The sequence below is a fragment of the Allobosea sp. 01N443 genome (genome assembly GCF_056399325.1).
Map to the genome: position 1 here is coordinate 1 of NZ_JBFTRC010000065.1, position 26,492 is coordinate 26,492.

Below are 26,492 nucleotides of genomic sequence, written 5' to 3' on the forward strand. Positions count from 1 at the left end.
GGTCATGCACGCCCACCTACACCGCTTGCCGCCATGCGGTCATGCACGCCCACCTACACCGCTTGCCGCCATGCCGGAGTTAACGTGACGACGCCGAAATGAGATGGCGCTGGACGTTGAAGGTGTTGTACGTGGCTGCGTGAGTGAAGAGAAATCTCTGGGCTGAACCCGAGTTCAGAACACATATATGGTCAGCAGGGGCTGGAAGATCTCGGGCGATCGCTCATTCGCGCGGTTGTGCCCAATGCTACGCGCACGCGACGCCATGTTTTTCCTGTCACTAAAAATTACCCAACTAGACTAGCGCGTTGAAGAAATGCATGAACTAGTTTCTTCGGATCCCGAGTGAGAAGTGACTCCGGCCGGAACAGCAAACCGCCAACGGGAAGTGTCCCGTGCTCCAGCGCCAGCACTTCGCCGGCATCGCTGCGAGCGATTTCCCGCAAGGGAGCTAGAGCTTGGCCCGACGTGATGACGTGGCGGTGGTAGCAGCCGACGACGAGCGGCTTTGCGGTGCCCGACAACAGCCATGAGTCGGCCAAAGGTCGCGCCAACTCACGTTCCCCGTGGCGTGGGGTGTTTGCCAATGCGGCCTTGGCGCCGAACAGTTGGGCCAGCGCAACCATACCCTGACCGAGGGCCAGGACCGGGCGTCCGGCGGCGAGGAGTTCCGCGAGAACTTCGCGCGCGGTATCGAGCGCCCCGTCCGATAGGTCGGGGGAGACGACATAGACTCCGCCGCTGCATTGTCTCCGCGATCCCGCGGCTAAGGGCTGTAGGGTAACGTCGGCTCCGGCCGATGCCAGCAGGGCTTCCAGGGTCTGAGCGAAGGGCGCACCGCCCAGAATGGTGACCGGTATCCGCGTGGCCCGGTCTCCTTGGACAGCGTGCGGAGCCGCGGGAACGGCCTCGGGCCGCGCAGCCTGTTCCGATGCGAGGTCCAGCGTACGCAAAAGCGCGGCGGCTTTCGTTACGGTTTCGCGCTCCTCGTCTGCCGGATCGGATGAATGCAGAATCGTCGCACCGACGGTTATTTCCGCCGCTCCATCGGCAAGCCGCATCGAGCGCAGGACAATGCCGGTGTCCAGCCGACCATCGAAGCCGAGCCGCCCGATGGCGCCTCCATACCAGCGCCGCGGGACGTCTTCGTTGGCATCGATGAAGGCGATCGCTTCGCGGCGAGGCGCACCCGTGAGCGTCACCGCCCAGACATGCGCCCGAAATGCGTCGATCGCATCACGGTCGGGACGAAGAAGCCCTTCGACGTGGTCGACCGTATGCAACAGATGCGAATAAGTTTCGATCTGGCGGCGACCGAGAAGGCGTATTGAGCCGATCTCGCACAAGCCGGCCTTATCGTCACGGTCGATATCCGTGCACATGGTGAGCTCTGCGGCGGCCTTGGGCGAGTTGAGGAGTTCGAGCGCCTGTTCGGCGTCAGCTGCGGCATCTTCCCCCCGTCGGACCGTTCCCGAAATCGGACAGCTTTCGACACGTCTGCCGTCGACGCGCACAAACATTTCCGGCGAGGCGCCGACCAGTGCTTCGGTGCCAAGATTAGCCAGGAATTCATAGGGACTGGGGTTGACGCGATCGAGCAGTCGAAAAAGGGCATTGGGCCCCGCTGACATCTCACGCCTGAAAGTTTGCGCGAGAACCACCTCGAACAGTTCGCCAGAGCGGCAGGCTTCGACCGCTTTGCGCACCATGTCTGCATAGGGTTGCTCTGGCCTCGTGGTGGCCACCCGCATCGGCGCGGCAGAAGTGGAGACGCTTCCAGTGCGCGGGAGCCCCTGCGTCGAACGAGCGCCCAGGGCGAAGTCGTAAGTGATGATCTTGGCCTGGCCGGTCTCGGGATGGTCGGCGGCGACGATACGGTCCGGCAGATAGAGGACCATGTCATCGTGGTCGGCCTGCTGCCGGGCACGTTTCTCCAGCCCCAGCGTATGAAACGCCACGTCGAAGCCGAAGGGGCCGAAGAGACCAAGATGCGGGTCGTCCGAACTCAACCCGGCGACAAGGCTTCGGAGGGCTTCGAACAGTGTCTCGCCGTTGACGAGACGGCCCTCGACGGCATCCAGGCCCGTTTCGAGATCGGCGACGCCTCCACGCGCCAAAGCGGCGGCGAGGGCCGGCAGGATAACGGTGCCGCGCTCGTTCAGTGCCCGGCAGGATAGGCGATCCGAGCGGAGGGAAAACCGAAGCGGCGGGTCGACGAACCCGAGCCAGTGCGGTCCGTAGCGCCCTGGAAACGCGAAATTGCAGCGTAATAGCAGGCCCTGCCGCGCTCCGAGGGTATCGATCAGTGCGTCGAGCCCCTCAGGCGCGCTGATCGTTTCCTCGGCCCGCGTGATGACGATTCCGGATGGGGTTGCGAAGCTGTGAATCACGTCGATGATGTCCGATTGTAGTCGAGATGCCGTTCGATCCGGGCGGCCACCCTTGAGAGGCCGAAGCAGATCGCAAAGAAGAACAGGCCGGCGAAGAGATAGGCTTCTGCCGAGTAGCTATTCCATTTCGGTTCGGAAACGGTGAGTTGCACGACGCCGAGCAGGTCGTAAACGCCGACCACGAGCACCAGCGTCGAATCCTTCAGCACCTGAATGAAGGTGCTCACGATGTTGGGCAGAGCGGCGCGCAATGCCTGCGGTAGTACGACGAGGCTCAGGCAGCGCCAATAGCCGAGCCCGAGAGCACGGGCCGCTTCGGCCTGCCCTGCCGGGATCGTGCGCAACGCACCCCGGATTACCTCGGCCATGTAGGCCGAGGCGTAGAGACACAGGCCGACCACCACGCGCGTGAACAGGCCGATCCCCTCTCCACCGGGAACGAAGAGCGGCAGCAGCACCACGGCCATGAAGAGAATGGCGAGCAGCGGGACGCCGCGGATGACTTCTACCGTCATGTTCGCCAACCCGCGCCAGAGGGGGCTGGCGGCCTGGCGGCCCAGCGCCAGAATAATCCCGGCCGGCAGCGACACGATCATTGCGGTAACCGATAGGAGCGCCGTCACGAAGAGGCCGCCCCACTGATCGGTTTCCACAGGCGCCAGGCCCAACACACCGCCGGCCGCCATCATGAAGGCGGCAGCGATCCCGATCGCGGCACCCGTCACGGTCACGGCCGCTCGCCGGCGGATGCGGGGAAGCAGCGGCAGGGCTAGCCAAGCGAACAGCAGAAGGAAACCGACGTTCAGCCGCCACCGGGAGGGCGCGGGATAATAGCCGTAGATGAATTGCGGTAGCCGCTCGCGAATGAAGAGCCAGCAGGCGCCGGGGCCATCGCAACTCGCCGCTTCGCTCCATGGGAACACGGCGTCGAGCAAGGCCCAGCGAAACAGTTTCGGGCCGAGGAGAACTCCGGCAACCAGGATCGCCGCGAGCAGTAGGATGCCTCCTGTGCCCCATCGCCGGCTCGCGCGTGATGGCGGCGGCAAATCGGACGTCGTCACGGACATGGGGAAGCCGGGGTCTCGGTCACGCGCGCCAGCGTCTGGTTTCACTGCGATGAACCAGGCCGGAGATCCCGAGGCTGATCGCGAGATACACCGCCATCGTGATGCTGATCACCTCGACCGCCTGTCCAGTTTGATTGAGCGTGGTCTTGCCGAACACCTGCATCAGGTCGGGAAACCCGACGGCCGCAGCCAGCGACGAGGCCTTCACGACATTGACGAACTGATTACCAAGTGCCGGCAGGGCAGCACGGATCGCCTGCGGCAGAACGATCAGCCGCAAGGTGGCGAAGCGGCCGAGGCCGAGCGCCTGGGCTGCTTCCCACTGGCCACCAGGCACGGAAAGGACACCGCTCCGAAACGCTTCTCCGATGAAGGCCGCGGCGTAGATTGCGAGCGCAGTGACCAGCGCGGCGAATTCCGGAGGCAGAGTGAAGCCGCCGGTGACGTTGAAGCCACGCTGAACTGGCAGCTCCCAATCGGCCCAGGTGACGCCTGCGAGAAGGAGGAGAAGCCCTCCTATGGCGAGGACAGCCTTGGTCGCAGATCGCTGGAGAAAGCCGAGAGTCGCTGGCAGATGCCGCGCCATGGCAGCCGTCAAGATCGATGCCGCACCTGCACTCAGACAAAGGCAGGCGACGGAATTCAGTCCCGGTGCCGCAACCACGATTCCGCGATTGTTGAGCAGCGCAAAGCTGCCGATATGAAGCGACTGTCTGACGGGCGGCAGCGCGCCGAACACCATKAAGTACCAGATGAACAGCTGCAGCAGCAGCGGCGTATTACGTACGAGCTCCGTCGCCGCCGTCGCTGCGGCGCGCAACGGGGGATCCCTGGACAGGCGAGCGATCGCCAGGCCCAGCCCAAGACCTGTTCCCAGCCCAATCGCCAATGCGGAAACGACGAGCGTATTCAGCAGGCCGACGAGGAAGGCGCGGGCATAGCTCTTCGTCGCATCGAACGGGATCAGGCCGAAACTGATGTCGAAGCCGGCCGTATCCCAGAGAAAGCCGAAACCTGCATGAATGCCGCGAGCCCGAAGCGTGAAAATCGCCATGGCGGCGAGCGTCCCGACGACGCACGCCGTCGCCGCATAGACACCGTACTCGATCCCATGGCGACGCATGAAGCTCTTGCCTGCACCTCCAAAAGCGGCCGCCATGGAATCAATTCACCGCTGGTCGCCAGACGTCACTGGAAGGAGGGCGAGAACAGCAGGCCGCCATCGCGCCAAAGGCGATTCAGGCTGTTTTCGCGCGGGATGACGATCGCGCCTTTCGGCCCGAGATTGCGCTCGTACATCTCGCCGTAGTTGCCGACGGCCTTAATGACACGCGCGGCCCAGTCTTTGTCGAGGCCGATCAGCTTGCCGAGGTCGCTGTCGGCGCCCAAAAGCCGGCGAATCTCGGGATCTGTAGCATTGGCCGCGAGATCATCCACCTTCGCCGCGGTCACGCCGAGCTCTTCGCCCGCGATCACCGCGTTCAGCGTCCAGCGCACGAGATTCGCCCACTGGTCGTCGCCCTGGCGAACCACAGGGCCGTTGGCAGCTTTCGAAATCGTCTCGGGCAGGATGGTATGGGCGCTTGGCTCCTTCAGCTTCGCGAGGCGTGCCGAAAGCGTCGACTTGTCGGTCGTGAAGGCATCGCAGCGTTCGGCTTCATAGGCGGCGACAACCTGGTCGGCCTGCTCGAACACCACCGGCTTATACTTCATGTTGTGCTGGCGGAAGTAGTCCGCGAGGTTTCGCTCGGTCGTCGTCCCAGTCTGAGTGCAGATCGTAGCGCCCTCCAGCTCGCGGGCGCTCTTGATTCCAGCCGATTTGCGGACGAGAAAGCCCTGACCGTCGAAAAAAGTGATGCCGGGGAACGAAAGGCCGAGCCCGGCTTCGCGTGACATGATCCAAGTGACGGAGCGCGACAAGATATCCACTTGGCCCGACTGAAGCTGGGCAAAGCGCGCAGCCGGCGTTGCGGGCAGGTATTTCACTTTTTCCGGATCGCCGAGAACCGCGGTCGCAACGGCTCGGCAGAAATCGACATCGAGGCCGCTCCAGCGACCCGACGCATCAGCGGCGAAGAAGCCTGGGAAGCTCTCACCCACGCCGCAATTGAGCGTGCCACGCGCTTTCACGCTGTCCAGCGTGCCGGCGTTTGCATGGTTCAGCATCGAGGCGACCAAGAGGGCCGCAGCCACGGCAAGCTCACATAATCTCATCGCATGAATTCCCCGATTATCACGACCGCGAGCGCACGTTTAGGCAGACCAATCCGGCAACGCAAGCATTGCTCGATCGGCCCGTGCCTTTGGCGATCCACGCTTGACGAAGCCTCAAAGGACTTGCTCGCTTTCCATCGCATTCACCTGAATGCTGGCATAGATGTCCTCCGGAAGCCGGTAGGTAGACGGGTCCTCTGGCTCGGATGGTAGTCCGCCCAAGGCCCGCTCTGGCCGGTCCAGTGATTGGCAGCGCCGCCCATGCCCTCGCCGGGAAGAAACGCCACTTGGGCCTTGTCACGTCGTCGAACGATCCACGCGACAACACTGGTTGACGATCTCGATCACGCGGCCGCGGCGGCCGCTCACCCCGCCGCCATCGCCGAAGAGCGAAAAGCTCGGTGGGGCTTGGCGGAAATGAGATGGCGCTGGACGTTGAAGGTGTTGTAGGGGGCTGCGTGAGTGGAGAGAAATCTCTGGGCTGAACCTGGGCTCTTGAAACCTTGTGTCTTGCGCCAGATTGCCTGCTGGATGATCGCGGGTGGAAAGCGATAACCGCTGTAACTGATCTTTGCCATTCTCAATGGCTACCAACCCGACCGAGGCGCAACAACTCCGCTACGGCGTGACGATGCCGGCACGTGCCATATAGCGCATCTCGCTGACCCTTTCCCAACCGAAACGCCATTATCTGATTGAAGAGGTAGTGTTCATTCTGCCCCGCCAAGTGAGGAACTTCGCTGTCCCGTGCGATGCCGTCGCCACATGCAGCGCATTGCTCCACAGCGTCGACTTCGTTGACGCTCCGAGATTGAGGCGGTGATGCAACGGAATCCGCTGCGTCACCGTCCGTACTTCCTCGAGTGCCGTTAAGGAATCGGAGCGCGGATTCGGGCATAGCGGAACGCCCGACCGACGCTGGCAGGCTGTCCGGCGGCCCGCATCACCAGCCCGCGTTCGCTTAGCCGCGCCAGTGCCCGCGAGACTGAGGCGCTCGTGACAGCACTTTCCGGCCGACCGAGCCCGGTGATGATATCGCGAGGTCGTGCCCAGTCGCCTATATGGAGCTGCGTCGCCGTTGCGTCATGAACATAGGCAGGCCATACCGCCAGCAGCGCAAGAATGTCATTCTGCAGGGGTGACGGTCCATTGCCCATGCTGTGAGGTCCCTTACCGGTTAATAACATTCCGAATCAGAGTATTATTAACCGCTAAAGATCAGGCAAGCCCTACGCAAAGAAAAACGTCACGGCAAAATCTCTGTCGGGCTCGACAACCAAGGCAAATTACCATGGGTAATCATGGCTGYGCTGGCGCTGCGCGCCCATACTTTCCGACTGAAATCTGACGGGTCGAAGTGGCGGCGCTGCAGCTCGCGACAGATCCTGCTGACGAAACCGGGCCAACCTCGTCGGGGTGCGACGCCAGCTTGGCGGCGACATCGCGAAGGGAAGCGTCACGATGACCGGGAGCGGCTCGGCGGATGGTGTGGGTGTCGTCGGACGCAATTCCCTGGGCGCCATAGGATCTGGACATTCGCCCGTTCACGCCGCGGCGAGAATCGCAAACTGCACTGCGATGGACGGATTTAGATTCTAGGCGGCATTGTTACGGGAATGGTGCGATATCCGCCGCGCCTACCGGCGATCGCAACAGAACCTGCGCGGCATTGTAGAAGCCCCTTTTCACGAAGCACCGGCGGCTCGCCTTTCACGGCCGGAGGTTCTGTGCAGGGATTTGCTCCGGAGCGTTCAGATGGACGCGTCGTATCCTCGACACGCTCGTGCTTCGAGGGACGGGAGAGGAGAGGCGATCGGAATGAAGAGAACGGCAAGACGTGGACGTGCGGCATCGGCGTTCGTGATGCGCCCGCTCACAGCGAACATCCCCGCCAACCGAACAGACCCGAACAGATAAGAACAGCGCTGTCCGTAACTGGCAGGATGTTGCCAGTGCGGAAGAACGTCCCGCGAACGACTCAGAAACGGCGCAAGGACCGTGCCGCCATATCTGACACGCTCACGCACCCAAGAACGCATGCCCCGCCCCAGGTGATCGTCCATTTCAGCGAAGGCGAGGCCAAGGCCCTGGCCGTGCTGGCCGGCGCGTTGGGATCGGACGAAGGACGCGCCGCTGGCCAGAGCGCCCGCCCGCGTCAGGGAAGAAATGAACATCGCCAAGTCCCGGCACCGCAACATGACGAAGCACGTCAGGCCCCATGTCTGAGATCGCCCCTGACTGCACAAGCTCTTCGAGGGGTTCTGTTGCAAATTCCCTAGGTGTGAGCTCTCAATAGGTTGTCCATCCGGTCCCGAGCGAGGAAGCTGAGGTTGCGAAGCTTCAGTCTCCATCGAAGGAGGACCGGATGAACATCCACAAGAATGCCCGTCAGACGCAGTTGGGTCGAGAGCGGCAGGCACGGCCTCTGGCGTGATCGCCAGGCGACAGATTGTAAGACGTCAGCAGACGACGTTTGAGGCCCTTGAATTTCCGGCCATCATTCAAGCAGATCAGATCATTGGGTGCGACTGACTTCTTGATCTAAACCGCGGGTTCACGCTTCTCCTCGACAGGAGCGCTTCGCCGCTCATCCATGCATCGAACGGTGACAGCTTCTACTCGACTGCCGGGCGCAACCTGCTACCGGCATTCCAAGCCTCTTTGACTGCTTGTTTTCGCCGAAAGGCCGTTGTGAGATATGCAAGAGCGTTTCAAGCTCGCTATTCGGGGAACGAAACGACAATGAAATTCAAGCCCGTTATCTCTGCCGGCCTGTTCGGCGCCGGCCTATTCGTTTGCTTCGCGACTGCTCCCGCGGTCGCCCAATCACCCAAGCCGCCGGCTCAAGTCAAGGTGACGAACGCGCGTACCGCGCCACTGGCTTCCCTGGAAATCACGACGTCGGGCGAGCAGCCGCGCCTGATCGCCAAGCTCACCAAGCCGCTCGGGCCCGGCAAGAGCATTGCCCTCAAGCTGAACAAGCCCACGGGCTGCAGCTACTCCGTCCTTGCCAAGTTCAGCGACGAGGTCGAGAGCGATAGTGACCTCATCGATCTGTGCAGCGAGAAGTCCATCCGACTGACGGATTGAACCCGCAACCATAACGGATTGGCAAGTCACACCGACGCACATGTAGGCTCGCGGCGGTCCTCCTGATCTCCGATAATGGCAAAAGCTGATAGGATAAGTTGTGGCACTTGCATCGACGACCGCCTTGGTGACCGGGGCCGACAGCCAAGGGATTGGGCGCGGGATTGCGCTGGCGCTGGCGCGCGAAGGTGCGGACGTCGCGCTTCACTGGTACCGAAGTGAATCGGCCGCCGAGACGCTCGCCACGGAGATCCGCGCACTCGGCCGAAACACGGTGCTCGTGCATGCCGATATGGGCGATGCGTCCGCCGCCCGCGCCGCAGTAAGGCAGGCGGACAAGGCGTTGGGCGGTCTCGGCATCCTCGTGTGCAACGCCGCCAGCATCCAGCGAAAGCCTTTCCTCGACATCACTGACGAGGACTGGGCCAGTATCCACGCTGTGAATCTGCAGGGTTATTTCGCCTGCTCGCAGGAAGCCGCCAAGCTCATGATCGGCCACCGCAGGCCGGCCCGGATCATCATGGTCTCGTCGGTTAACCAGGCGCATGCCAACCCTGACATTGCCCATTATGTCGCGACTAAGGGCGGCGTGATGATGTTGGCCCGCGCCATGGCTCTCGAGCTCGCGCCTCACGGTATTACTGTCAACCTCGTCGCTCCGGGTACGATCGAGACTGATATCAATCGGCACATGCTCGCTGATCCGGAGTTTCGCGCCCGCAAGCTCGCGCCGGTCCCCGTGGGCCGCGCGGGGCTCCCCGAGGACGTCGCAGGGGCCGTCGTCTATCTCGCGGGCGAGGGAGCGTCCTATATCACAGGCTCGACCATCACAGTCGATGGCGGGTTGACCATCACCTGATCGAGGCTGCGCTTATGACCGATCTGCCGATTCACGAGGTCTATGCCATCCGCTTCGCCCACCACGCGGCGCGCAGGCGCAGCGAGAATTTCCTGGGTGGCGATGCCCATGACGGGCCGATGCCGTTTGACTACTTCGTCTTCGTGATCAAGGGTCCGTCAGGCGCTGTCGTCGTTGATACGGGCTTCAATGCCGATGTAGCGCGCACCCGCGGCCGCCAACATCTGCGCTGTCCGAGTGAAGGGCTCGCGCTCCTCGGCATCGAACCCGCGTCCATTCGCGACGTTGTGCTGACGCATTTGCACTACGACCACTGCGGCAACCAGCATCTGTTCCCGCAGGCGCGGTTTCATCTCCAGACGTCGGAGATGGCCTATGCCACCGGCCCGTGCATGTGCCACGGCATGCTGCGCGGTGGGTACGATCCAGAGGACATCGCCGCGACGGTGCGCAAGCTCTTCGAAGGGCGCGTCGCTTATCACACGGACGAGGGCATGCTMGCACCCGGGATCACGCTCCACCGCGTCGGCGGCCATACCGAGGGGCAGCAGGTTGTGCGCGTGAAGACGCGAAAGGGCTGGCTCGTGCTCGCTTCGGACGCGACCCATTTCTTCGAGAATTTCGAGCGGGATATCCCGTTCCCGTGGATCTACAATGTCGGCGCAACGCTGGAAGGCTTCAAGCGCCTGCGCGAACTCGCCAGTGATCCCCGGCTGGTGATCCCGGGGCATGATCCGCAGATCATGGAGCGGTTTCCGGCAGCCTCCGAAGCCGCCAAGGGGATCGTCGCGCGGCTCGACTGACTCCGCGCAACGATTGAAACTACCAGTGTCGGCTTCTCACTTCACAGGCACGATGTCCATCGCCAGCGTCTCCTCGTCGCTGCGTAGTCGCACGGTTTGGGCCCGATCCTTCCAGACGGCCCAAGCATACTTGATTACGGTCAGCGGCAGCGTCGCCCGATCCTTCATGAAGAGGCCAGCGGCCTTGTTCAGCATGTCGCGGCGCTTAGCATCGTCGAGCTCTCCGCCAGCATCGTCGATCAGCTGATCGACCTCCGGGTTGGCATAGGCGCGCCAGTTGAACTGGCCGAGCTTCTTGGCGGGATCGTTGGAATGGGCGATGGCCGAATAGGTGTAGTAGGCCTCCCCGGTTATCGTGCCCCAGCCGGCCATGGTCGCCGACAGCTCGCCTCGTGGTCGGGCCGAGAACAGGATGGAGACCGGAACGCCGTTGGCGGCGACGTCGATTCCGACCCGCGCCAGCATCTGGACCAGTGTCGTGCCGATTTCGCGGTCGCCCGGGAGGCGATCCACGGTAAAGCTCAGGGTGAACTTGAAGCCATTGGGGTAGCCGGCCTCCTTAAGCAACTGACGCGAACGCTCTAGGTTGGCCTTGGTGGCGGGAATGTTGTCATTGTAGCCGAATATGCCCTGCGAGACGAGCTGCGTCGCCGGCGAACCCATGCCGTCCATCGCGATCTCGCCAAGCTGGCCACGGTCGATGGCGAGGTCGATCGCCTCGCGCACGCGCGGATCCCGGAACGGGTTTGCGGGCAGTGCTGAGCCATCCTTGGCGCTGACCTGCGGCGTCTTCTCGCGTAGATCGAAATCAAGCAGGAAGACGAAGATGGTGTCCTGCGTCGGTACGCTGAGCTTGGCGTCCTTCTGCAGCGAGGCGACGTCGTTGGCCGAAACGCGCGCAATCATGTCGACCTGTCGAGCGCGCAATTGAGCAACGCGCGCCGCGTCATTGGCGATCTCCTTGCGCACGACCCGCTGCCAGGGCTGCGGGCCGGCCCAATAACCGTCGAAGCGGTCGAGCGTCAGATCAGCCTTCGGGGTCCAGGAGACGAGTTTATAGGGCCCGGTTCCGATCGCGGCCTTTCCGGTGTTGAAGGCTTCGTTTGAGGTCTCGCGATTGAGACCGGCAGCCGCCTTGGAAGAAACGATGAACAGCCTGACAAGATCGTTGGGCAGGGTCGGCGCGGCGCCCTCGGTCAGCAGATGGACGGTGAAGGCATCGACGATCTTCACCTCCTTGACGCGTCGGGTGTAGAGCGTCGCCGGATTGGGGCCGGTGACATTGGCGATGCGCTCGATCGAGAACTTCACGTCCTCTGCGGTGAAATCCGAGCCGTCGTGGAATTTCACGCCCTTGCGGAGCTTGAACTCCCAAGTGGTTGCATCGACCGGCTTCCATGACTCGGCTAGCCCCGGCTCGACCTGCAGCTTCTCGTTGGACTTGACCAGCGTGTCGAAGACATGCTTGAGCGCCTCGACATGGACACCGAGCGCGCTGAAATGTGGGTCCATCGATTCCGGACCTGCACGTACGCCCACAGTCAGGGTCTGAGCCGACGCCAGCGTGGCCGCGGCGAGCCCCAAAGCCAAAGATGCTGCGCCTAGAAACCTATTGATCAACATGCCCCGCTCGCCTTTGCTCATTGTTCGCCCTCCAAAGATTTTTCGAAGCCGTCCACCGCGGAAAAGCGGATTATCTGCAAAAATGGAATGACAGTCGGGACGTCGTTCATTACGGAAGGCCACTCGGCACAATCAATCCAAGCCGGCCAATCACAGCCTCGCCACCGTCCGAAGTTCTCGCTCGACTGGGCAGTCTGCCAGCTCAGTCTTGGGCTACTGCGGGGCTCAGGTAGGAATGACGCTTCACATCGGATCAGCATCGCCATCATGGCGAATTCAGCCGACGGCTTGGCATGGACGCCGCGACTGGTGCTGATGACGATGTCACTATCGATAAGGCCAGCGGGAAAGTCCAAGAGGATCGCCCCACGGGCAGGGGGACTTCGCGAGCGTGCTTCCCGTTCCGATTTTCGCTGGAACGATAAAACGATCTTGCGGTCGGCGATGTGACGCGTCGGCGGCACCAGATCCGGATTGAAGGCAACCTCGGCCTCGAACCCGGCAGCTTGGTGGATGCGAGGGACAGGCTCAGCCTTGAGCGGAGAGGTGACGAAGATGGCCCGCCGCTGCATGCCTTGCTCAAAACACTGAGGACGAAAGCTGGAAGCAGAGATTGTGCCAATTGGAACTGGTTTGTACAGTGCTATTTGCGAGCCTCCGGAACGGTTCTCCTGTCTGTCGAAGAATGTGGCACAGCCACGTCTCGATGCTTCACAGTCGGCTACCCATCCCGAGACTGGCGCCGTGGCAAGTCCTGCCAGCACTAATTCGACCGCCGGATGATGTTCATGCTCCGTTCGACCTTAGCGTAAGATTTTGAGCAGCTCTTGTTCTGACCCCTCGTAGGGTCGGGCGTTACTCGACTGCTTCCCGGCGGGGATCGCTGTGGCGGGCTTCGATGTCGGCTTTGCTCGCCTGCATCAGTGCCTTTGCATAGGGATCGGTGGGCACGGCGGCGGGATTGTAGCTCTCCTCCTCGCCGAGATCGGAGGCCGGAAGCGGCGGTGCGCGCAGCCCTTCATTCACCATGGCGACCTTGTCGGGACGCTGCGCCTTGTCCTCGCGCATTTGGCGCTTGGCGCGGCGAAGCTGTTTCGAGAGCTTTTCGAGGCAGATGTTGAAGGCAGTGTAGATTTCTACGTTCTCGTGCTCGGCGGCGAGGTTTTGCATGCCACGCGAGCGGAACCGGATTGCGCAGGCGTAGAAGGCCCCCGTCTTCTTGAATTGCACCGTCGCCTCGGTGATCCGCCCGAAATATTTCCCGGCGGTCTCTTCGATCTTGCGCTCGGCGAATTCGCGGAGCGCGTCCCCAAGCTCGACATTATGGCCTGAGACCATGATCGGCTTGTCCATCGCTAGTCGCCGCATCGGCTTCCTCCGTTAGGGGTTCCCCACCCAACCGCAGCACGAACGACCAGGGTTTCAAGCTTTGACCCCGAATGCAAGAGCGTAAAATTTGCCGATCCCAGAGCAGACAACCGAGGCGGGCCATCGTTCTCTGCATGCTGAGCTTATCAGGGGGCGCCAGGTCCTTCGGCCAAGAATATCTGTAGCGAGATTGCGGGGRGCAGCAGCAGGCGGTGTATCAAAAGCTGCGACTATCCTTTCAGGCTGACGAGGCTGATACCTAACTCAAGAGGCTGTTGCCGAAGGCGGGCGCGGACGATGACGCTCGCTGGCGCTGTCTGTAGCGGCCTCGAGGCCTCCGATCAGGATCGCATCCGAGCTCGGATTAGCGCGCCAAAGGAATCTCACTGACCCACGTAGTGCAGCTTCGAGCGTCGGCTGACACCCTGGCTTTTCACCGGCGATGGGAGATGCTGATTGACGGGATAGGTTACGCTGTGTGGCGCGGAGGCGTTGTCATGTCTGGACGGCGCCCTTTGATCAAGGGGATTTCTTTGGCGCGGCGAGGGTCGTGGGAGCGGTCGTGTCTTCGGGGCGTTGTCACGTTAACTGCCGGCAGGCGGCAAGAGGAGCATTCGGCCTGATGACAGGCTCAGGCCGCGACGCCAGCCACGGCTTTCCAGCGCGCCATGGCGTTTAGGCGATGCAGATGGGTGGCCAGGGCGGTGCGACGGGACCGGGGCGGAACGAATTGATTGCGGACGGCGGAGAAGACGGCGACGAACCGTTGCAGACCTCCCGGGGAGCGAAAGCCCTGCATCGCCCGCTCGCGTCGTCGCAGAGGCAGGTGCGAATTCTCGGCGCGGTTGTTGAGGCCCTTGTACGCGCGATGCTCGATCGCCGGCATGATCTGGCGCCGGGCGGCGGCATAGGAGCCGAGTTGGTCGGTGATCATGCGCCGGGGCGGGCAGCCCCGCTTCTTGAGAAGGCGCCTCAGCACGCGCGTGGCTGCCTTGGTGTCGCGTCGCGTCTGCACGATCTCATCGAGGATATAGCCGTCCTGATAGACTGCGCGCCACAGCCAGTGCTTCTKGCTGGCGATGGTGACGACGACCTCGTCGAGGTGCCAGAGGTCGCGGCGGCTCGGCCTTTTGCGCTTGAGGTGGCGGGCGTAATCCCGCCCGAATTTCAACGCCCAGCGCCGCAGCGTCTCATACGAGACGGTAATGCCGCGCTCCAAAAGCATCTCCTCCACCAGGCGCAAGCTCAGGGGAAAGCGAAAGTACAGCCACACCGCATGAGCGATGATCGCCGGTGGGAACCGATGGCGTTTGTAGCTGACGCAGGGCTGGCTCATGCCAGTCCACCTACACGGTTTGCCGCCACGCCGGAGTTAACGTGACAACGCCGCAACGCCAGCCGTGGACGATTTCCATTCGGATCGCGCTCGCTGATCGGCTGTCTCCAGTGGGGGCGAAAGCCCTCAGCCGCCCTTCGCATATTTCCAGAACCGGCCCTTGCCTTCGGCGATCCAGGCAAGCGCCTCGTCGATCCGCTTGTCGCGCGTGGCTTCGGTTTTCGCGTCGGCGATCCAGACAACGTATTCTTTCTGGAACGACGTCGACTTGCTCTCGAATATCGTCTTGACCGATGGGGAAGCCGCAAGGCGGTCGACGAAAGCGGGAGACGCGACGACAGCCTTGGCGGGCGCGGATGACCTACGGGGCGCGACCTTCGCGCGTTGCTCGTTGAGCAACATGRCCTCCTGGACCCAAGCGATAAGCTCGGCGTCGACAGGGAGATCCGCGAGACTCGTCAACTTCCCCATGAAGCGTTTGGACGCCGGCAAATCGACGCTCGCCTTGAGCCGCGGGTCGCTCATCAGCGAGCCTTTCCAGAAGGAAAAGGCGCAATGCGACTTGTAGGCGGCAAAAATGCACATCATCTCGCCTCGGTAGTCGAAATGGGGGTTTCCCCATTTCAAGGTTTCGACAACCTCCGGGCAGGTCGAGCGGACAACGCCGCGTAGATGCGCCAGGATCGGCTTGGCGAACGCTTCGACGCCTTCGGCGTACGCGTCGACCTTGGGTTCTGGACCAGGCATCCTGACTTCGCCTCTTGATCGAATGATCTATGGGTGGTTTCGAGGATCGAGCGCGCCTTGCTCGCGCTTCTTCCTTGAAGATCGGAGCGCCGGGCCAGAGACCCAGGTTTGCATTGGCGCTTTCGTCCAAATYGATGGAGCTGGGCCGCCTCGGCGCGCGTGGCCGCTATTGCATGGCGGAGGGGTCCATCCACAGAACCTCCCAAACGTTCCCGTCTGGGTCCTCGATGTGGCGGTTGAACATGAAACCGAGGTCCTGGGCTGGATTCGGATCGGCGCGGCCGCCGGCCGCCACACCTTTTCCGATCGTGGCGTCCACCTCGTCCTTGCTGTCAGCGGTGAGCGCGATGAGCATCTGGCTCTCGCGCTTGGGGTCCCCGATCGGCCGCGCGGTGAACTGTCGGTAGTGGTCGTGGGTCAGCAGCATGACCCCGATCGAGTCCGAGAACATCACGGAGCTGGCTTTGTCGTTCGAGAACTGCGGATTCAACGCGCCTCCGATAGCAAGGTAGAAGCGTGTCGCCGCCGGCAGATCGCGCACTGGCAGATTTACGAAAATCATCCTAACCATTTATCTGGTTCGCTCCTCAGGCGGAGTACTGGTCGGTCTAGTACTATGTCTTTGCCTATCACATGCGGAACGGAACCGTCTAGTACCGAAGTGGGGATGGCATGAAGGTTGATGGCGAAACCCGATCGGCGCGCAAGGAGCGTGATATCATCCACGCGGCCACCGTGGCGTTCGTGAGCCAGGGCTATGATGGAACGAGCATGGAGGAGATCGCTACTAAGGCCGGCGTCTCCAAACAGACGGTCTACAAGCATTTCGTCGACAAGGAGACGCTCTTTGGCGAGGTCATTCGCGCGTCGGCCGCTCAGGCTACCGAAACCTTTGATGCGGTCGCCGCGTTGCTTACCGAGGCGGAATTCATGACGGGGGGACTGCAGAAGGTCGCTCGACGCTTCATGTCGACGCTGATGGACGAAGAGCGGTTGAAGCTGCGACGCCTCATCATCGCCAACGCCGATCGAATGCCTCAGCTCGGCCGCGACTGGTATGAAAAAGGGTTCGAGCGCATGATTGCCTCGATGGCGACCTGCTTCCAGCAGCTGACAAACCGGCAGCTTCTTCGTACACCCAACCCGTATTTGGCCGCGAGCCATTTCTTTGGAATGTTGCTCTGGATTCCCATGAACGAGGCGATGTTCACGGGTAACAAGAATCCGCGCTCCCAAGCCGAGCTTGAAGGCCACGCAGACGCGACGGTCGAAACATTCCTCGTCGCCTATGGCGAGCCGGCGAAGCCTTCGGCGTAGTCGCCCACGCGGGCATTGTCACGTTGTCGAACGATCGACGCGACAACACTGGTTGACGATCTCGATCAGGCGGCCGCGGCGGTCGCCCACCACGCCGCCATCGCCGAAGAGCGAAAAGCTCGGTGGGTCTTCGCGGAAATGAGATGGCGCTGGACGTTGAAGGTGTTGGAGGTGGCTGCGTGAGTCGAGAGAAATCTCTGGGCTGAACCCGGGCTCTTGAAACCCTGCATCTTGCGCTCTCGTCGTAGTGTCGGCTGATGCGAATTTTCCACGCGATTGTTGCACCAGCGACCGCGTCGATGCCGATCCGAGATCCCAAGATCCCGGACTGCCGCTCCATATGAACGCAGGTCATCCGTGATCAAGCGCTCCGGTATGAAGCCATGCTTCTTGAGTAGTCTGCGCAGCACTTTCAGCGCGGCGCTCTTGTTTCTTTTTGCCTGAAGCAGGACGTCCAGGACCTCGCCTTCGGAGTCAACGGCCCGCCAAAGATAGACTAGGCGACCGTCGATCTTGAGATAGACCTCGTCCAGGTGCCATGTGGCGTGAGGCTTTGGTTGGCGTTGGCGGAGATTGGCGCAGATCTTGGGTCCGAAATGGTTCACCCAGCGGCGCACCGTCTCGTCGGACACGGCAATTCCGCGCTCGGCCAGCAGATCCTCGACGTCGCGGAAGCTGAGGGTGAACCGGAGATACAGCCAGATTGCCTGCTGGATGATCGCGGGGGGCAAGCGATAACCGCTGTAACTGATCTTTGCCATGCTCAATGGCTACCAACCCGATCGAGGCGCAACAACTCCGCTACGCCGTGACAATGCCGATGGTTCAGTCAGGCCTCGGGTCAATGCCGTGCCTGTGCGATCCGACGCTCGACGCTGCGGCTGTAAAGGGACATGGCGTAGCAGCAGATGAAGAAGACCCCGGCAGCAAAGACGTAGCCTTCGCGGCCGAGGCCCAGCCAGTTCGGGTCCTTTAGCGCCTGCCCGATGATGCCGAGCAGGTCAAACAGGCCAATGATCGAGACGAGTGTAGTGTCCTTGAACAGGTCGATCACCGTATTGACGATGCCCGGCACGGTCAGCCGGAAGGCCTGCGGCAACACGATGAGACGATGCGCGTTCCAGTAGCTAAGGCCGAGCGAGGCGGAAGCCTCGTATTGCCCCTTATCGATGCCCTGCAGCCCGCCCCGGACGACCTCGGCAAGATAGGCGGCGACGAAGAGCGAGAGTCCAACGATGGCGCGCAGCAGCCGGTCAAAGCTGGTGCCCTCCGGCAAGAACATCGGCAGCATCACCATGGCCATGAACAGCACGGCGAGAAGCGGCACGCCACGCAGCAGCTCGATAAAGCCGGTGCAGAGCCAGCTGATCGCCGGCAGGCTTGAGCGCCGGCCGAGCGCCAGAACGATGCCGATCGGGAGCGCGATCACGACCGTCGCATAGGTCAGCAGCACGTTGAGCGAGAGGCCGCCCCATTGGTCGGTGGGAACGACTGGCAGGCCCAAGACGCCACCGAGCAGTAGCGTGCCGGCGATGAGAGGGCAGAGCGTGACAAGAAGCAGTACGGAAAGCACCGGGCGCGGATTGCGTGGCCAGGCGGCCGCGACAGCAAAAACGAGCAGGACAAGCCCAGCAAGCTTGACGCGCCAGCGCTCCGGCGCCGGATAGCGACCGAAGAGGAACATGTCGATGCGGTCGGTGACGAAGGCCCAGCAGGCGCCGGTGCCGCAGACCGAGCGGCTCCGACCTTGGAGCACGGCATCGGTGACGAACCAGCGCAGGAGTGGCGGCACCAGCACGACGAGCAGCGCAACGGTGAGGAGCGTCACCAGCCCCCCGCGAAACGAGCCGAAGAGATTCGTCCGGATCCAGCGGCGAATGATCGCCGTTGCCGAAGCAAGCTGCGGGCTGGGGTGCCTTGGGACGACAGTGACGATGGAGGTCGTTTCGGCGCTCGGCATCGTGCTTCCTAACGTTCCTTAAGCGCGAACCGGGCGTTCAGCCGCGCGAGCCCCGCCGAGACCAAGAGATTGACAGCGAGGAAGACGCCCATGAGGATCACCATCACTTCGATCGCACGGCCCGACTGGTTGAGCACCGTGCCGGCGAAGATCTGAACGATCTCCGGATAGGCAATGGCCGCGCCGAGCGAGGAGCTTTTGATCAGGTTGAGATACTGGTTGGTCATCTGCGGGATCATGACTCTGAGCGCCTGCGGCAGAATGACCAGCCGGCGCGTCGGCCAAGGCTTCAGCCCCAGGCTGTAGGCCGCCTCGCGCTGGCCCTTGGCGACGCCCTCGACCGAACCCCTGACGATCTCAGCGATGAAGGCGGCACTGTAGAGCGAAAGCCCGGCCCAGAGCGCGACGAACTCCGGTGGCATCACCATTCCGCCCGTGAAGTTGAAACCTTTGAGCGTCGGAGCGCTCCAGCCCGACAAGCTCGCCACCAGTGCGGCAAAGAGGGTGGGCGGTACCAGCCAGAGCCAGCGCGTGCCCTTGCGCCGCATTGGCAGGAAGTGACACAGCAGCGGTACGAGGACGAGGCTCAGCACCAGGAGGGCAGCGATCAGGGGTGTCCTGTCGCCCGCCAGCGGATAGGGCAGGAACAGACCGCGGATATTGAGATAGAACAGGCCTCCCAAGGACAGGCTCTGGCGGGCCTGCGGCAAGAGCTGGAGCACGCCGACATACCAAAAGACGATCTGGAGGAGCTGCGGGGTGTTGCGGATCAGCTCGACGATGGCGCCCGAGGCGCTGCGCATCAGCCAGCTGGTAGAGAGACGCATCACGCCGAGCGCGAGGCCCAGGACAGTGGTGGTGACKACGCCGAGCGCGGAAACGAGCAGCGTATTTGAGAAGGCCGCGACCAACGCCATGGCGTAGCTGTCCGTCGGCCTGAAGTTTGTGATTTGGAACGGCATGGCGAAGCCGGCCGGGCGCCATAAAAAACTGAAGTCCAACTCCATGTTGCGGCGCGCGAGATGGCTCGCCGCATTGTGCCCGAACCAGATCAGGACGAGCAGGGCGATACCGAGGACCACGCCCTGCCAGAGCAGGGCGTGGGATGATTTCATGGGCCACAGCGCGGCGTTGCTGCCGGATGTGGTTTTGGTCCGAGCCATGCCGGCGATCTCACCGGAACGGAAGAGGATAGTGCAGGCCACCCTGCGACCAGAGATTGTTCAAGCCGCGCGGCAGGCCGAGCGCCTTGGGGCCGAAATGGACGTCGTAGATCTCGCCGTAATTGCCGACCGCCTTGATGGCCCTGTAAAAGCCCTCGTTGTCGATGCCCAGTTGTTTGCCGAAATCGCCCTCGAGCCCGAGCAGGCGGCGCACGAAGGGGTCCTCGGACTTCTTCTTCTCATCGACATTGGCCTTGGTGATTCCAAACTCCTCGGCGGTCTTCAGCGCCGTGTCGACCCAAAAGACGATGTCGGACCAGCGATAGTCGCCGTCGCGCGTATGGAGGCCGAGCGGTTCCTTGGAGATGACCTCGGGCATGATTATCCAGTCGTCCGGCACCTTCATGGTGGAGCGGGCGGCGGCGAGCGAGCCGGTATCGTCCGAATAGCCGTCGCAGCGACCGGCCTCTGCGGCGGCGAAGGCTTCCTCCGACTTCTCGAAGAGCAGCGAGTTGATCGTCGTGCCTTTGGAGCGGGCGAAGTCGGCGATGTTGAGTTCGAGCGTTGCGCYGGTGATCATGCAGATTGTGGAGCCGTTCAGCTCCGCTGCAGTCTTAACCCCCAGGCTCTTGCGCACCATGAAGCCCTGGCCGGCGTAGAAATTGACTGCGACCTCGGTCAGGCCGAGGCCGATGTCACGGGCGAAGGTCATGGTCGAGTCGCGGATCAGCACGTCGATCTCGCCGGACTGTAGCACTGTGAAGCGGACCTTGGCGGTGGTGCCAACATACTTTACCTTCTTCGGGTCGCCCAGAACCGCAGCGGCGAGCGCTTGGCAGTAGTCGACGTCGAAGCCTTTCCAGGCGCCCCCGGAATCCTGGTAGGCGAAGCCGGGAATGCCGCTGTCGACGCCGCAGACCAACTCGCCGCGCTTCTTGATGGCTTCGGCCGTCGGCCCCGGGGCCGGCAGCGTCTGGGCGGAGGCGGCCGTGCTCAGCAGCGCGGCGCCGAGGGCGGACAGCATCGTCTTGAAGATGGTCCGATCTGCTTTATTCACGGTGACGATCCTTCTTCTTCGGGGCGGGCGGCTTCGTATCGAACCGGCTCGGCATGCCAGCCGTCCTTGCGCTTGGCCCAGTAGGTCTCGCGCAGCTTCTGGCTGATGGGGCCGGGACGATCGTTGTTGAGGATGCGACCGTCGAGGCGGCTCACCCCGATCGGGCCGCCGGCGGTCGAGGAGACGAGGATCTCGTCGGCGTTGCGCAGCTCCTCGACGGGCACGTCCCGAACCTCGCAGGGCAGTCCGAGTTGGGCGCAGAGCTCGATGACGGAGAGGCGCGTGATGCCGCCGAGAACGTTGCGGTCTGGCGTTACGACGACGCCCTCGGTGATGCAGAAGACGTTGTAGCCCGGCCCTTCCGTGACGTTGCCGGCGGCGTCGAGCAGGATCGGATTGTCCGCGCCCCTCTCGTCCGCCTCGAACAGGGCGGCCGTCATGTCGGCCCAGTGGAAGTTCTTCGCCCGGGCGTTGACGGAAGCCTCGGGGATGCGCGGGGTCGAGGCGACGATCATATGGGCGCCGCGCTCGATCACCTCCGGTTTCATCAGCCAGACAAAGGGAATGGCGTAGGCGCAGAGATACGGGCGCGCGTTCTTGGGGTGATATTGCGTGCCGGGGAGGGGGCGTCCACGCAGGCAATCCATGGCGACATAGGCCTCCCGGAGACCAGCCAGCGCCACGAGCTTGTGCAGGATGCGGCGAATCTCGTCGTCGCTCTCGCGCGGGATGAGCCGCATCGCTTCCATCGAGGTGCGGAAGCGCTTGAGATGGTCGTCAAGCCGAAAGAAATTCCCGTCCCAGACGCTAACCACGTCGTAGGTCACGTCCGAGCGGCGAAAGCCCCAGTCGGTGATCGGGATGCGGGCCTCGGCGATCGGCATATAGGCGCCGTCGATGAAGGCTGCGCCGCTCGCCCAGCGGGCGGCGTCGGTTGATGCGAAGGTGGAAGCGGTGACGTTCATCCTGGACCTCTTCGTCGCGGTTTCGGATCACGGGCAGCGAGCGGAATCCTCCGTCATGTGCCGGAGGGCCGCTGAAAAGTTTGGCAAAATTCGCGCCGCGCCCGGCTCCGGGCACGACGGCGATGTCAAGCGGTCGGCAGCTCGGCAAGCACGGCGTCGAGGCCAATCCTTATCCGGCGGTACATCTCATCGAGTTCTGCCTCGGTGATGATCAGCGGCGGCGACAGCACGAGGCAGCCTTGCAGCGGGCGCAGGACTACACCTGCGGCAAGCGCCGCGTCGTAGATCTGAGTTGCGATGCCGCCCGGTACCAGCGAGGGCGCGGCATCCGCACCACTCCCGGAGCCCGGCAGTGCGACCTGAATGGCCCCGGCGAGGCCGAGGGCCCGGGTGGACGTAACGAGAGGGTGATCTTCAAGCGCCGCGAGCCCCTTGGCGAAGACGGGCGCGACGGAGCCGATATGGCCGAGAATGTCGCGCCGCTCGAAGATGTCGAGAACCTTAAGCGCAACGGCCGCAGCGACCGGATGAGCGCCATAGGTCGATCCGTGGTTGAAGATGCCCGCTGTTTCCGAACCGGCCTCCAACTCGTTGTAAAATTCGTCCGACATCACCACGGCCGAGATCGGCTGATAGGCACCGGAAAGCTGCTTGGCCGTGCTGAGGCAGTCGGGCTGGAAATCGAAGTTCTGGCAGCCCCACATCGTGCCGGTGCGGCCGAAACCGGTCACGACCTCGTCGGAATACATCCGGATGCCGTAGTCAACGAGCAGAGCTTTAATCTTGGGGAAATAGCCGCGCGGCGGCGGGAACATGCCTGCCGAGACCGAGAGCGGTTCGGCGATGAAGGCCGCGACGGTCTCGGGCCCCGCCGCCTCGATGGCGTCGCGGATCTCAACGACGAGGCGATCCGCATATTGGTCTTCCGTCTCACCGGGCAGTGCGCCGCGCGGCCAAGTCGGGTGCGTGACGTGGATTACGTCGTCGGTGGGAACGCCGAAGGCCTCCTGCACCGCGGCGCCGCCGCCAAGTGCCGTCGTAAAGATAGTGCCGCCATGATAGCTCGCGCGACGCGAGATGACTTTGCGCCGCTTGGGCTCGCCGGCCACGCGATTGGCGTACCAAGTGAACTTGACGAGCTGGTCGTTTGCCTCTGAGCCAGTCGTGGCGAACATGACATGGGCGTTCGGAATAGGCGCGGCGCGCGTCAGGCGCTCGGCGAGCTCCATTACGACGGGAACGGTCCTGTGGATGCCCGACGGGTACATCGGCAGCGCGCGGAGCTGAGCGATAGCGGCCTCGATGAGCTCCTCGTCGCTGAAGCCCAAGCCCACGCAATAGAAGGTCGAGACGGCCTCGATATAGTCCTTGCCGTCCTCGTCATAGGTGAAGACGCCCTTGCCACGGGTGAAGACCAGCGGCCGCTCCTCGCGCAGTTTTTTGAGGTTCGAGAAGGGCAGCAGCAGCATGTCGGAGTGATGATTGGAAAGGCGTGCGGCGATGTTCATGACATGCAGCTTCCTGTGATCACAGTTGACAATTAAGAACTATATGGCAATGACGATCCGCGTCAATCTCGCTCCAGATGATAAAGTATGCGGTGATTGGGCATGAAATGTGCAGCGTCCGTCTATGCTCTCGGGTGTCCATATGCATGCTGTGATCACGCCGTTGAAGCAAGAATGGGGTGATTTCCGTGGCCGCTCGCCTGCCGCATTCCCAGGTTGAGACGTCTCCGGAGCCCGATCAGGCGAGCGGGTACATGATCGAGCGCGATGGCGCAAAGAACGCCAACACGCTCTCGATCCAGGTCTATGAGGGCTTGCGGCAGAGATTGCTCTCGGGTGGACTCTATCCCGGCGCCAAACTCTCGCTGCGGTCGCTTGCGACCGGCTTCGGCACCAGCATGCAACCCGTTCGCGATGCAGTGTCTTCGCTGGTGGCCGAGGAGGCGCTCGAGATAACGCCGGCGCGCGGGATCCAGGTCCCGGCGCTCGACCGGACTGTCTGCGACGACATCTGGCTGCTGCGCTCACTGACCGAGGGCGAGGCGGCGGCGCGTTTCGCCCAGCGCGCGCAAGAGGCGGATTTCCAGGCGTTGCAGGGGCTGACCGAGGCTGTACGCAGCGCCTACCGCGGGGGAAGTGTGGGCGAGCACATGCTCGCTTTCCACGATTGGTCCTTTTTCATCGCGGAGCGCTGCGGTTCGGCGATGCTGGCGGCGCTGATCCGGCGGCTGCGCGTCCGCAATGCGCCGATCATCGCGTTCTGCCTCAGCGTGAAAGTCCACGAGGAGCCCGACTTCATGGAGTTCTCGACGCATGTCATGGAAGAACTGGCGCTGGCGGTCCATACGCGCGATCCCGGTCGCATCCGCGACCTGCGCCGCGTCGATATCCTGACCTATCAGCGCTACCTGTACGCCCGCCTCGGCTGGACGCTGTAGCAAACGACTTTCGAACCGGATCGAACCTATTCCTATTTGCCGGTCCACGTCGCCGCAGGCCTCGCCGCCGCGGCAAGTCCTCCGTGACGAACTCGGTCCGCTCGGCAAGGGGGGGCCTGATACGCGTCTGTGGTCCGATTGCCCTCAACAACGCCTTCGATGCGGGGAGGCACGTACAGATCAGCGGCGCTCAGGCCCGACTTCTCGTCGAACTCTGCGCGAGAGAGGGGAGGTCTCGATCGGTATCGCGGAAGTACCTTCTGATGGGGCCAATTCCCGGTCTATAAGTGGCGCCTGATTATCGAGCTTTGGGCCGAACCAAGCGAACAACAGGTCCAGAAAATTGACATTGCGACAAGCCAGATTCGATGCGCGAATTTCCCGTTGGCCAGACGGGTTCTCTCGTTATGAGGAGAACTAAATTGGCAGCCGCGAGGACTCAGGCGAAGCACTGACCGGGATGCGAGGGCCGGCCGCGGTTCGAAGCAAAACCACGGACATGGCGCATGACCTCGCTCGCCAGGTCCGCGAGCAGGCCATATTCGTTGAGCGGGATCCGCTGAAAGCTTCTCCACAGCTCAAGTCGGCGCATAGCTCTGTTGATGATACTCACCGAATGCGCTTTGATATCCCGTACGCAATGACGGGGCTGACATGAAGATCGGCGATCGTTTGAGAGAACTCCGCCAGAGCCGAAAGCTGACCGTCCGAGCCGTCGCCTTGCGCTCGGGCGTCTCCCACTCCTCGATCTCGCTGATCGAGCGGGATTTGATCAGCCCCTCCCTCAACACGCTGCATGCGGTCCTCGACGCACTAGGGACGACCCTCTCGGGGTTCTTTCTCGATTTTCATGCGGTTTCGCCCACGGATCCGTTTTGCCGCGCAGCGGATATGGCTGAAATCGGCCGGGCGGATGCCATTTCCTATCGCGTGATCGGAGCAGGTTACCCTAACCGCTCAATGCTGATGCTCCATGAAACCTATCCTCGGGGAGCCGATACCGGCGAAGCCTTCGTTCATTCGGCCCAGGAAGGCGGCCTCGTCATCCGCGGCGCGGTCGAGGTCACGGTGTCGGGCCGGACAGCGCTTCTGCAGCCCGGCGATGGTTATTATTTCGATAGCCGCGAGCCGCATCGTTTCCGCAACGCCGCGGACGAGCCGAGCGAGATCGTGAGCGCCATCACGCCCCCAACATATTAGACGTGTTCCTGAAAGGCGTTTACCGGAGAAGCACTCCGGACCTGATGGAAATATCGTCGATCGTGGGAGCAATACCCGAGCGTGATGATGACCCAGACGAGAGTGTTCAGGTGTCTGTGGCGGCGTTGTCTGCAGGGCGGGCGGGCATGATCCAGCCCGCCCTCAGCTACCAAGCGCCATCGATTTCCACCTGCTTTCATTGCTCATGCGGTTTAGTAGAACGCTGGGGCCATATACTGCCTACACTTCAAGGACGTGGTYGGCTCGTCCCCATTCGCGAACGGAACGAGGGCAAAGCAATGTTTCTCGACCAGCGCCACGACCTTGTCGGCCATGACCGGATCGTCGACATCGACGTCGCCGCCGCGCAAAGTATCGCAGCGAAGTGGCGGCTCACACGGAGATTGCTCCGCCTGCAGCTGGGTTGCCATCAGATCGCTCACGCGATCGCCGTTTCTGTCACCCGCTCGTTGGCGACGGTCGCTTGGCTGCATCGTCCTGTACCGCCCTGACGCGGCAACGGCGGTCGTCGAAACCGATCGCGCTCGGCCTGCCGGCGGCGCCTGCGGCTCCGTGAGAACCTCCGCTTGCTCGAGGGCGAAACTGGTCCGCGCCAGCTGCTGAAATTTCCTTTCGGCGGGTGCGGCCAGCTAGTTCCTGCTAGAATTGCGCACCGTTCGCGCGTGTCGCGCGCAGGCGCGGGAGAGCATACGATGAAGCGTTGGAACCTCGCCAAATGCCCGAAAATTTGGCGCAAAGGGTGCCCTCTTCGAGATGTGTAGTCCCGAAATCTGATGGTGCATCATCGATCCTGAGTCGTCAGGAGGAGGATGCATTATGGGAAGCGTTCTTCATGGCAGCGCCCGCACGACGGCGCGTGTTCGAGC

24 protein-coding genes and 2 pseudogenes are annotated in these 26,492 nt (G+C 62.6%); 7 read left to right on the forward strand and 19 right to left on the reverse strand.

Features of this window, described 5'->3' with window-relative positions; all coding sequences use genetic code 11:
- Positions 1-79 precede the first annotated feature (79 nt).
- From AC1DRP_RS17280 to AC1DRP_RS17310, 7 genes and pseudogenes are all read right to left on the reverse strand, one after another.
- Positions 80-169 (reverse strand): annotated as a pseudogene (locus tag AC1DRP_RS17280) (IS6 family transposase); the annotation flags it as partial.
- A gap of 118 nt (positions 170-287) precedes the next feature.
- Positions 288-2,390 carry a chorismate-binding protein gene (locus AC1DRP_RS17285; RefSeq protein WP_476769071.1) on the reverse strand — a complete coding sequence of 701 codons (2,103 nt, stop codon included), beginning with the start codon at positions 2,388-2,390 and terminating at the stop codon, positions 288-290.
- On the reverse strand, positions 2,387-3,457 hold the full coding sequence (locus tag AC1DRP_RS17290; protein WP_476769072.1) for an amino acid ABC transporter permease: 1,071 nt from the start codon (positions 3,455-3,457) through the stop codon (positions 2,387-2,389). The genes AC1DRP_RS17285 and AC1DRP_RS17290 overlap by 4 nt, the downstream gene beginning before the upstream one ends.
- Positions 3,458-3,476: 19 nt before the next feature.
- Positions 3,477-4,580: an ABC transporter permease subunit gene (locus AC1DRP_RS17295; protein WP_476769073.1), complete on the reverse strand. Its 1,104-nt coding sequence runs from the start codon at positions 4,578-4,580 to the stop codon at positions 3,477-3,479.
- 65 nt (positions 4,581-4,645) lie between these two features.
- Complete coding sequence (locus tag AC1DRP_RS17300; protein WP_476769074.1) at positions 4,646-5,671, reverse strand: amino acid ABC transporter substrate-binding protein; 1,026 nt, start codon at positions 5,669-5,671, stop codon at positions 4,646-4,648.
- Positions 5,672-6,036: 365 nt separating this feature from the next.
- Positions 6,037-6,174, reverse strand: a pseudogene (locus tag AC1DRP_RS17305) (IS6 family transposase); the annotation flags it as partial.
- Positions 6,175-8,059: 1,885 nt separating this feature from the next.
- Positions 8,060-8,212 carry a MucR family transcriptional regulator gene (locus AC1DRP_RS17310; RefSeq protein WP_441509100.1) on the reverse strand — a complete coding sequence of 51 codons (153 nt, stop codon included), beginning with the start codon at positions 8,210-8,212 and terminating at the stop codon, positions 8,060-8,062.
- 201 nt (positions 8,213-8,413) lie between these two features.
- On the opposite strand from AC1DRP_RS17310, the gene AC1DRP_RS17315 reads away from it, so the two are divergent.
- The 3 genes from AC1DRP_RS17315 to AC1DRP_RS17325 all read left to right on the forward strand — a co-directional run bounded on the left by AC1DRP_RS17315 (position 8,414) and on the right by AC1DRP_RS17325 (position 10,423).
- Positions 8,414-8,761 carry a hypothetical protein gene (locus AC1DRP_RS17315; RefSeq protein ID WP_441509092.1) on the forward strand — a complete coding sequence of 116 codons (348 nt, stop codon included), beginning with the start codon at positions 8,414-8,416 and terminating at the stop codon, positions 8,759-8,761.
- A gap of 100 nt (positions 8,762-8,861) precedes the next feature.
- Positions 8,862-9,620: an SDR family NAD(P)-dependent oxidoreductase gene (locus AC1DRP_RS17320; RefSeq protein WP_476769075.1), complete on the forward strand. Its 759-nt coding sequence runs from the start codon at positions 8,862-8,864 to the stop codon at positions 9,618-9,620.
- 14 nt (positions 9,621-9,634) lie between these two features.
- Entirely contained in the window at positions 9,635-10,423 is a 789-nt protein-coding gene (locus AC1DRP_RS17325; RefSeq protein WP_476769076.1) for an N-acyl homoserine lactonase family protein, read from the forward strand.
- 36 nt (positions 10,424-10,459) lie between these two features.
- Here the strand turns inward: AC1DRP_RS17325 and AC1DRP_RS17330 are convergent, their stop codons facing one another.
- The 6 genes from AC1DRP_RS17330 to AC1DRP_RS17355 form a co-directional block, all read right to left on the reverse strand.
- Positions 10,460-11,935, reverse strand: coding sequence for an ABC transporter substrate-binding protein (locus AC1DRP_RS17330; RefSeq protein ID WP_476769077.1), 1,476 nt, complete (start codon positions 11,933-11,935; stop codon positions 10,460-10,462).
- Positions 11,936-12,063: 128 nt separating this feature from the next.
- The gene (locus tag AC1DRP_RS17335) at positions 12,064-12,618 is read right to left on the reverse strand and encodes a hypothetical protein (protein ID WP_476769078.1); all 555 of its coding nucleotides are present in this window, start codon (positions 12,616-12,618) and stop codon (positions 12,064-12,066) included.
- A 283-nt stretch (positions 12,619-12,901) separates the two neighbouring features.
- A complete protein-coding gene (gene hpf, locus AC1DRP_RS17340) occupies positions 12,902-13,414 on the reverse strand; it encodes a ribosome hibernation-promoting factor, HPF/YfiA family (RefSeq protein ID WP_476769079.1) in 513 nt (170 codons plus the stop codon).
- A gap of 631 nt (positions 13,415-14,045) precedes the next feature.
- Entirely contained in the window at positions 14,046-14,750 is a 705-nt protein-coding gene (locus AC1DRP_RS17345) for an IS6 family transposase (protein ID WP_476769080.1), read from the reverse strand.
- Between the two features lie 126 nt (positions 14,751-14,876).
- Positions 14,877-15,497 (reverse strand): DUF1801 domain-containing protein, encoded by a 621-nt coding sequence (locus AC1DRP_RS17350; RefSeq protein ID WP_476769081.1) that lies wholly within the window; start codon positions 15,495-15,497, stop codon positions 14,877-14,879.
- A 166-nt stretch (positions 15,498-15,663) separates the two neighbouring features.
- Complete coding sequence (locus AC1DRP_RS17355) at positions 15,664-16,068, reverse strand: VOC family protein (protein ID WP_476769082.1); 405 nt, start codon at positions 16,066-16,068, stop codon at positions 15,664-15,666.
- A gap of 101 nt (positions 16,069-16,169) precedes the next feature.
- On the opposite strand from AC1DRP_RS17355, the gene AC1DRP_RS17360 reads away from it, so the two are divergent.
- The gene (locus AC1DRP_RS17360; protein WP_476769083.1) at positions 16,170-16,814 is read left to right on the forward strand and encodes a TetR/AcrR family transcriptional regulator; all 645 of its coding nucleotides are present in this window, start codon (positions 16,170-16,172) and stop codon (positions 16,812-16,814) included.
- 65 nt (positions 16,815-16,879) lie between these two features.
- On the opposite strand, the gene AC1DRP_RS17365 is transcribed toward AC1DRP_RS17360, so the two are convergent.
- The 6 genes from AC1DRP_RS17365 to AC1DRP_RS17390 form a co-directional block, all read right to left on the reverse strand.
- Entirely contained in the window at positions 16,880-17,575 is a 696-nt protein-coding gene (locus AC1DRP_RS17365; protein ID WP_476769084.1) for an IS6 family transposase, read from the reverse strand.
- Positions 17,576-17,655: 80 nt separating this feature from the next.
- Positions 17,656-18,774, reverse strand: a complete 1,119-nt coding sequence (locus AC1DRP_RS17370) for an amino acid ABC transporter permease (protein WP_476769085.1) — start codon at positions 18,772-18,774, stop codon at positions 17,656-17,658.
- An 8-nt stretch (positions 18,775-18,782) separates the two neighbouring features.
- Positions 18,783-19,937 carry an amino acid ABC transporter permease gene (locus tag AC1DRP_RS17375; protein WP_476769086.1) on the reverse strand — a complete coding sequence of 385 codons (1,155 nt, stop codon included), beginning with the start codon at positions 19,935-19,937 and terminating at the stop codon, positions 18,783-18,785.
- Between the two features lie 10 nt (positions 19,938-19,947).
- Complete coding sequence (locus AC1DRP_RS17380) at positions 19,948-20,961, reverse strand: amino acid ABC transporter substrate-binding protein (RefSeq protein WP_476769092.1); 1,014 nt, start codon at positions 20,959-20,961, stop codon at positions 19,948-19,950.
- 29 nt (positions 20,962-20,990) lie between these two features.
- Positions 20,991-21,959: an aminotransferase class IV gene (locus tag AC1DRP_RS17385; RefSeq protein ID WP_476769087.1), complete on the reverse strand. Its 969-nt coding sequence runs from the start codon at positions 21,957-21,959 to the stop codon at positions 20,991-20,993.
- Between the two features lie 125 nt (positions 21,960-22,084).
- Complete coding sequence (locus AC1DRP_RS17390) at positions 22,085-23,467, reverse strand: aminotransferase class III-fold pyridoxal phosphate-dependent enzyme (RefSeq protein ID WP_476769088.1); 1,383 nt, start codon at positions 23,465-23,467, stop codon at positions 22,085-22,087.
- A gap of 254 nt (positions 23,468-23,721) precedes the next feature.
- On the opposite strand from AC1DRP_RS17390, the gene AC1DRP_RS17395 reads away from it, so the two are divergent.
- From AC1DRP_RS17395 to AC1DRP_RS17405, 3 genes are all read left to right on the forward strand, one after another.
- Complete coding sequence (locus AC1DRP_RS17395) at positions 23,722-24,405, forward strand: GntR family transcriptional regulator (protein ID WP_476769089.1); 684 nt, start codon at positions 23,722-23,724, stop codon at positions 24,403-24,405.
- Positions 24,406-25,059: 654 nt separating this feature from the next.
- The gene (locus AC1DRP_RS17400; protein ID WP_476769090.1) at positions 25,060-25,605 is read left to right on the forward strand and encodes a cupin domain-containing protein; all 546 of its coding nucleotides are present in this window, start codon (positions 25,060-25,062) and stop codon (positions 25,603-25,605) included.
- 299 nt (positions 25,606-25,904) lie between these two features.
- Positions 25,905-26,117, forward strand: a complete 213-nt coding sequence (locus tag AC1DRP_RS17405; protein WP_476769091.1) for a hypothetical protein — start codon at positions 25,905-25,907, stop codon at positions 26,115-26,117.
- Positions 26,118-26,492 lie beyond the last annotated feature (375 nt).

Excerpts from the sequence above, each read along its gene's own strand:
- AC1DRP_RS17330 (WP_476769077.1), bottom strand. The coding sequence starts at position 11,935 with ATGGACCCACATTTCAGCGCGCTCGGTGTCCATGTCGAGGCGCTCAAG.
- AC1DRP_RS17405 (WP_476769091.1), top strand. The coding sequence starts at position 25,905 with ATGTTTCTCGACCAGCGCCACGACCTTGTCGGCCATGACCGGATCGTC.
- hpf (WP_476769079.1), bottom strand. The coding sequence starts at position 13,414 with ATGCGGCGACTAGCGATGGACAAGCCGATCATGGTCTCAGGCCATAAT.
- AC1DRP_RS17355 (WP_476769082.1), bottom strand. The coding sequence starts at position 16,068 with ATGGTTAGGATGATTTTCGTAAATCTGCCAGTGCGCGATCTGCCGGCG.
- AC1DRP_RS17365 (WP_476769084.1), bottom strand. The coding sequence starts at position 17,575 with ATGGCAAAGATCAGTTACAGCGGTTATCGCTTGCCCCCCGCGATCATC.
- AC1DRP_RS17315 (WP_441509092.1), top strand. The coding sequence starts at position 8,414 with ATGAAATTCAAGCCCGTTATCTCTGCCGGCCTGTTCGGCGCCGGCCTA.
- AC1DRP_RS17385 (WP_476769087.1), bottom strand. The coding sequence starts at position 21,959 with ATGAACGTCACCGCTTCCACCTTCGCATCAACCGACGCCGCCCGCTGG.
- AC1DRP_RS17395 (WP_476769089.1), top strand. The coding sequence starts at position 23,722 with ATGATCGAGCGCGATGGCGCAAAGAACGCCAACACGCTCTCGATCCAG.
- AC1DRP_RS17360 (WP_476769083.1), top strand. The coding sequence starts at position 16,170 with ATGAAGGTTGATGGCGAAACCCGATCGGCGCGCAAGGAGCGTGATATC.
- AC1DRP_RS17290 (WP_476769072.1), bottom strand. The coding sequence starts at position 3,457 with ATGTCCGTGACGACGTCCGATTTGCCGCCGCCATCACGCGCGAGCCGG.
- AC1DRP_RS17335 (WP_476769078.1), bottom strand. The coding sequence starts at position 12,618 with ATGCAGCGGCGGGCCATCTTCGTCACCTCTCCGCTCAAGGCTGAGCCT.
- AC1DRP_RS17400 (WP_476769090.1), top strand. The coding sequence starts at position 25,060 with ATGAAGATCGGCGATCGTTTGAGAGAACTCCGCCAGAGCCGAAAGCTG.
- AC1DRP_RS17390 (WP_476769088.1), bottom strand. The coding sequence starts at position 23,467 with ATGAACATCGCCGCACGCCTTTCCAATCATCACTCCGACATGCTGCTG.
- AC1DRP_RS17300 (WP_476769074.1), bottom strand. The coding sequence starts at position 5,671 with ATGAGATTATGTGAGCTTGCCGTGGCTGCGGCCCTCTTGGTCGCCTCG.
- AC1DRP_RS17370 (WP_476769085.1), bottom strand. The coding sequence starts at position 18,774 with ATGCCGAGCGCCGAAACGACCTCCATCGTCACTGTCGTCCCAAGGCAC.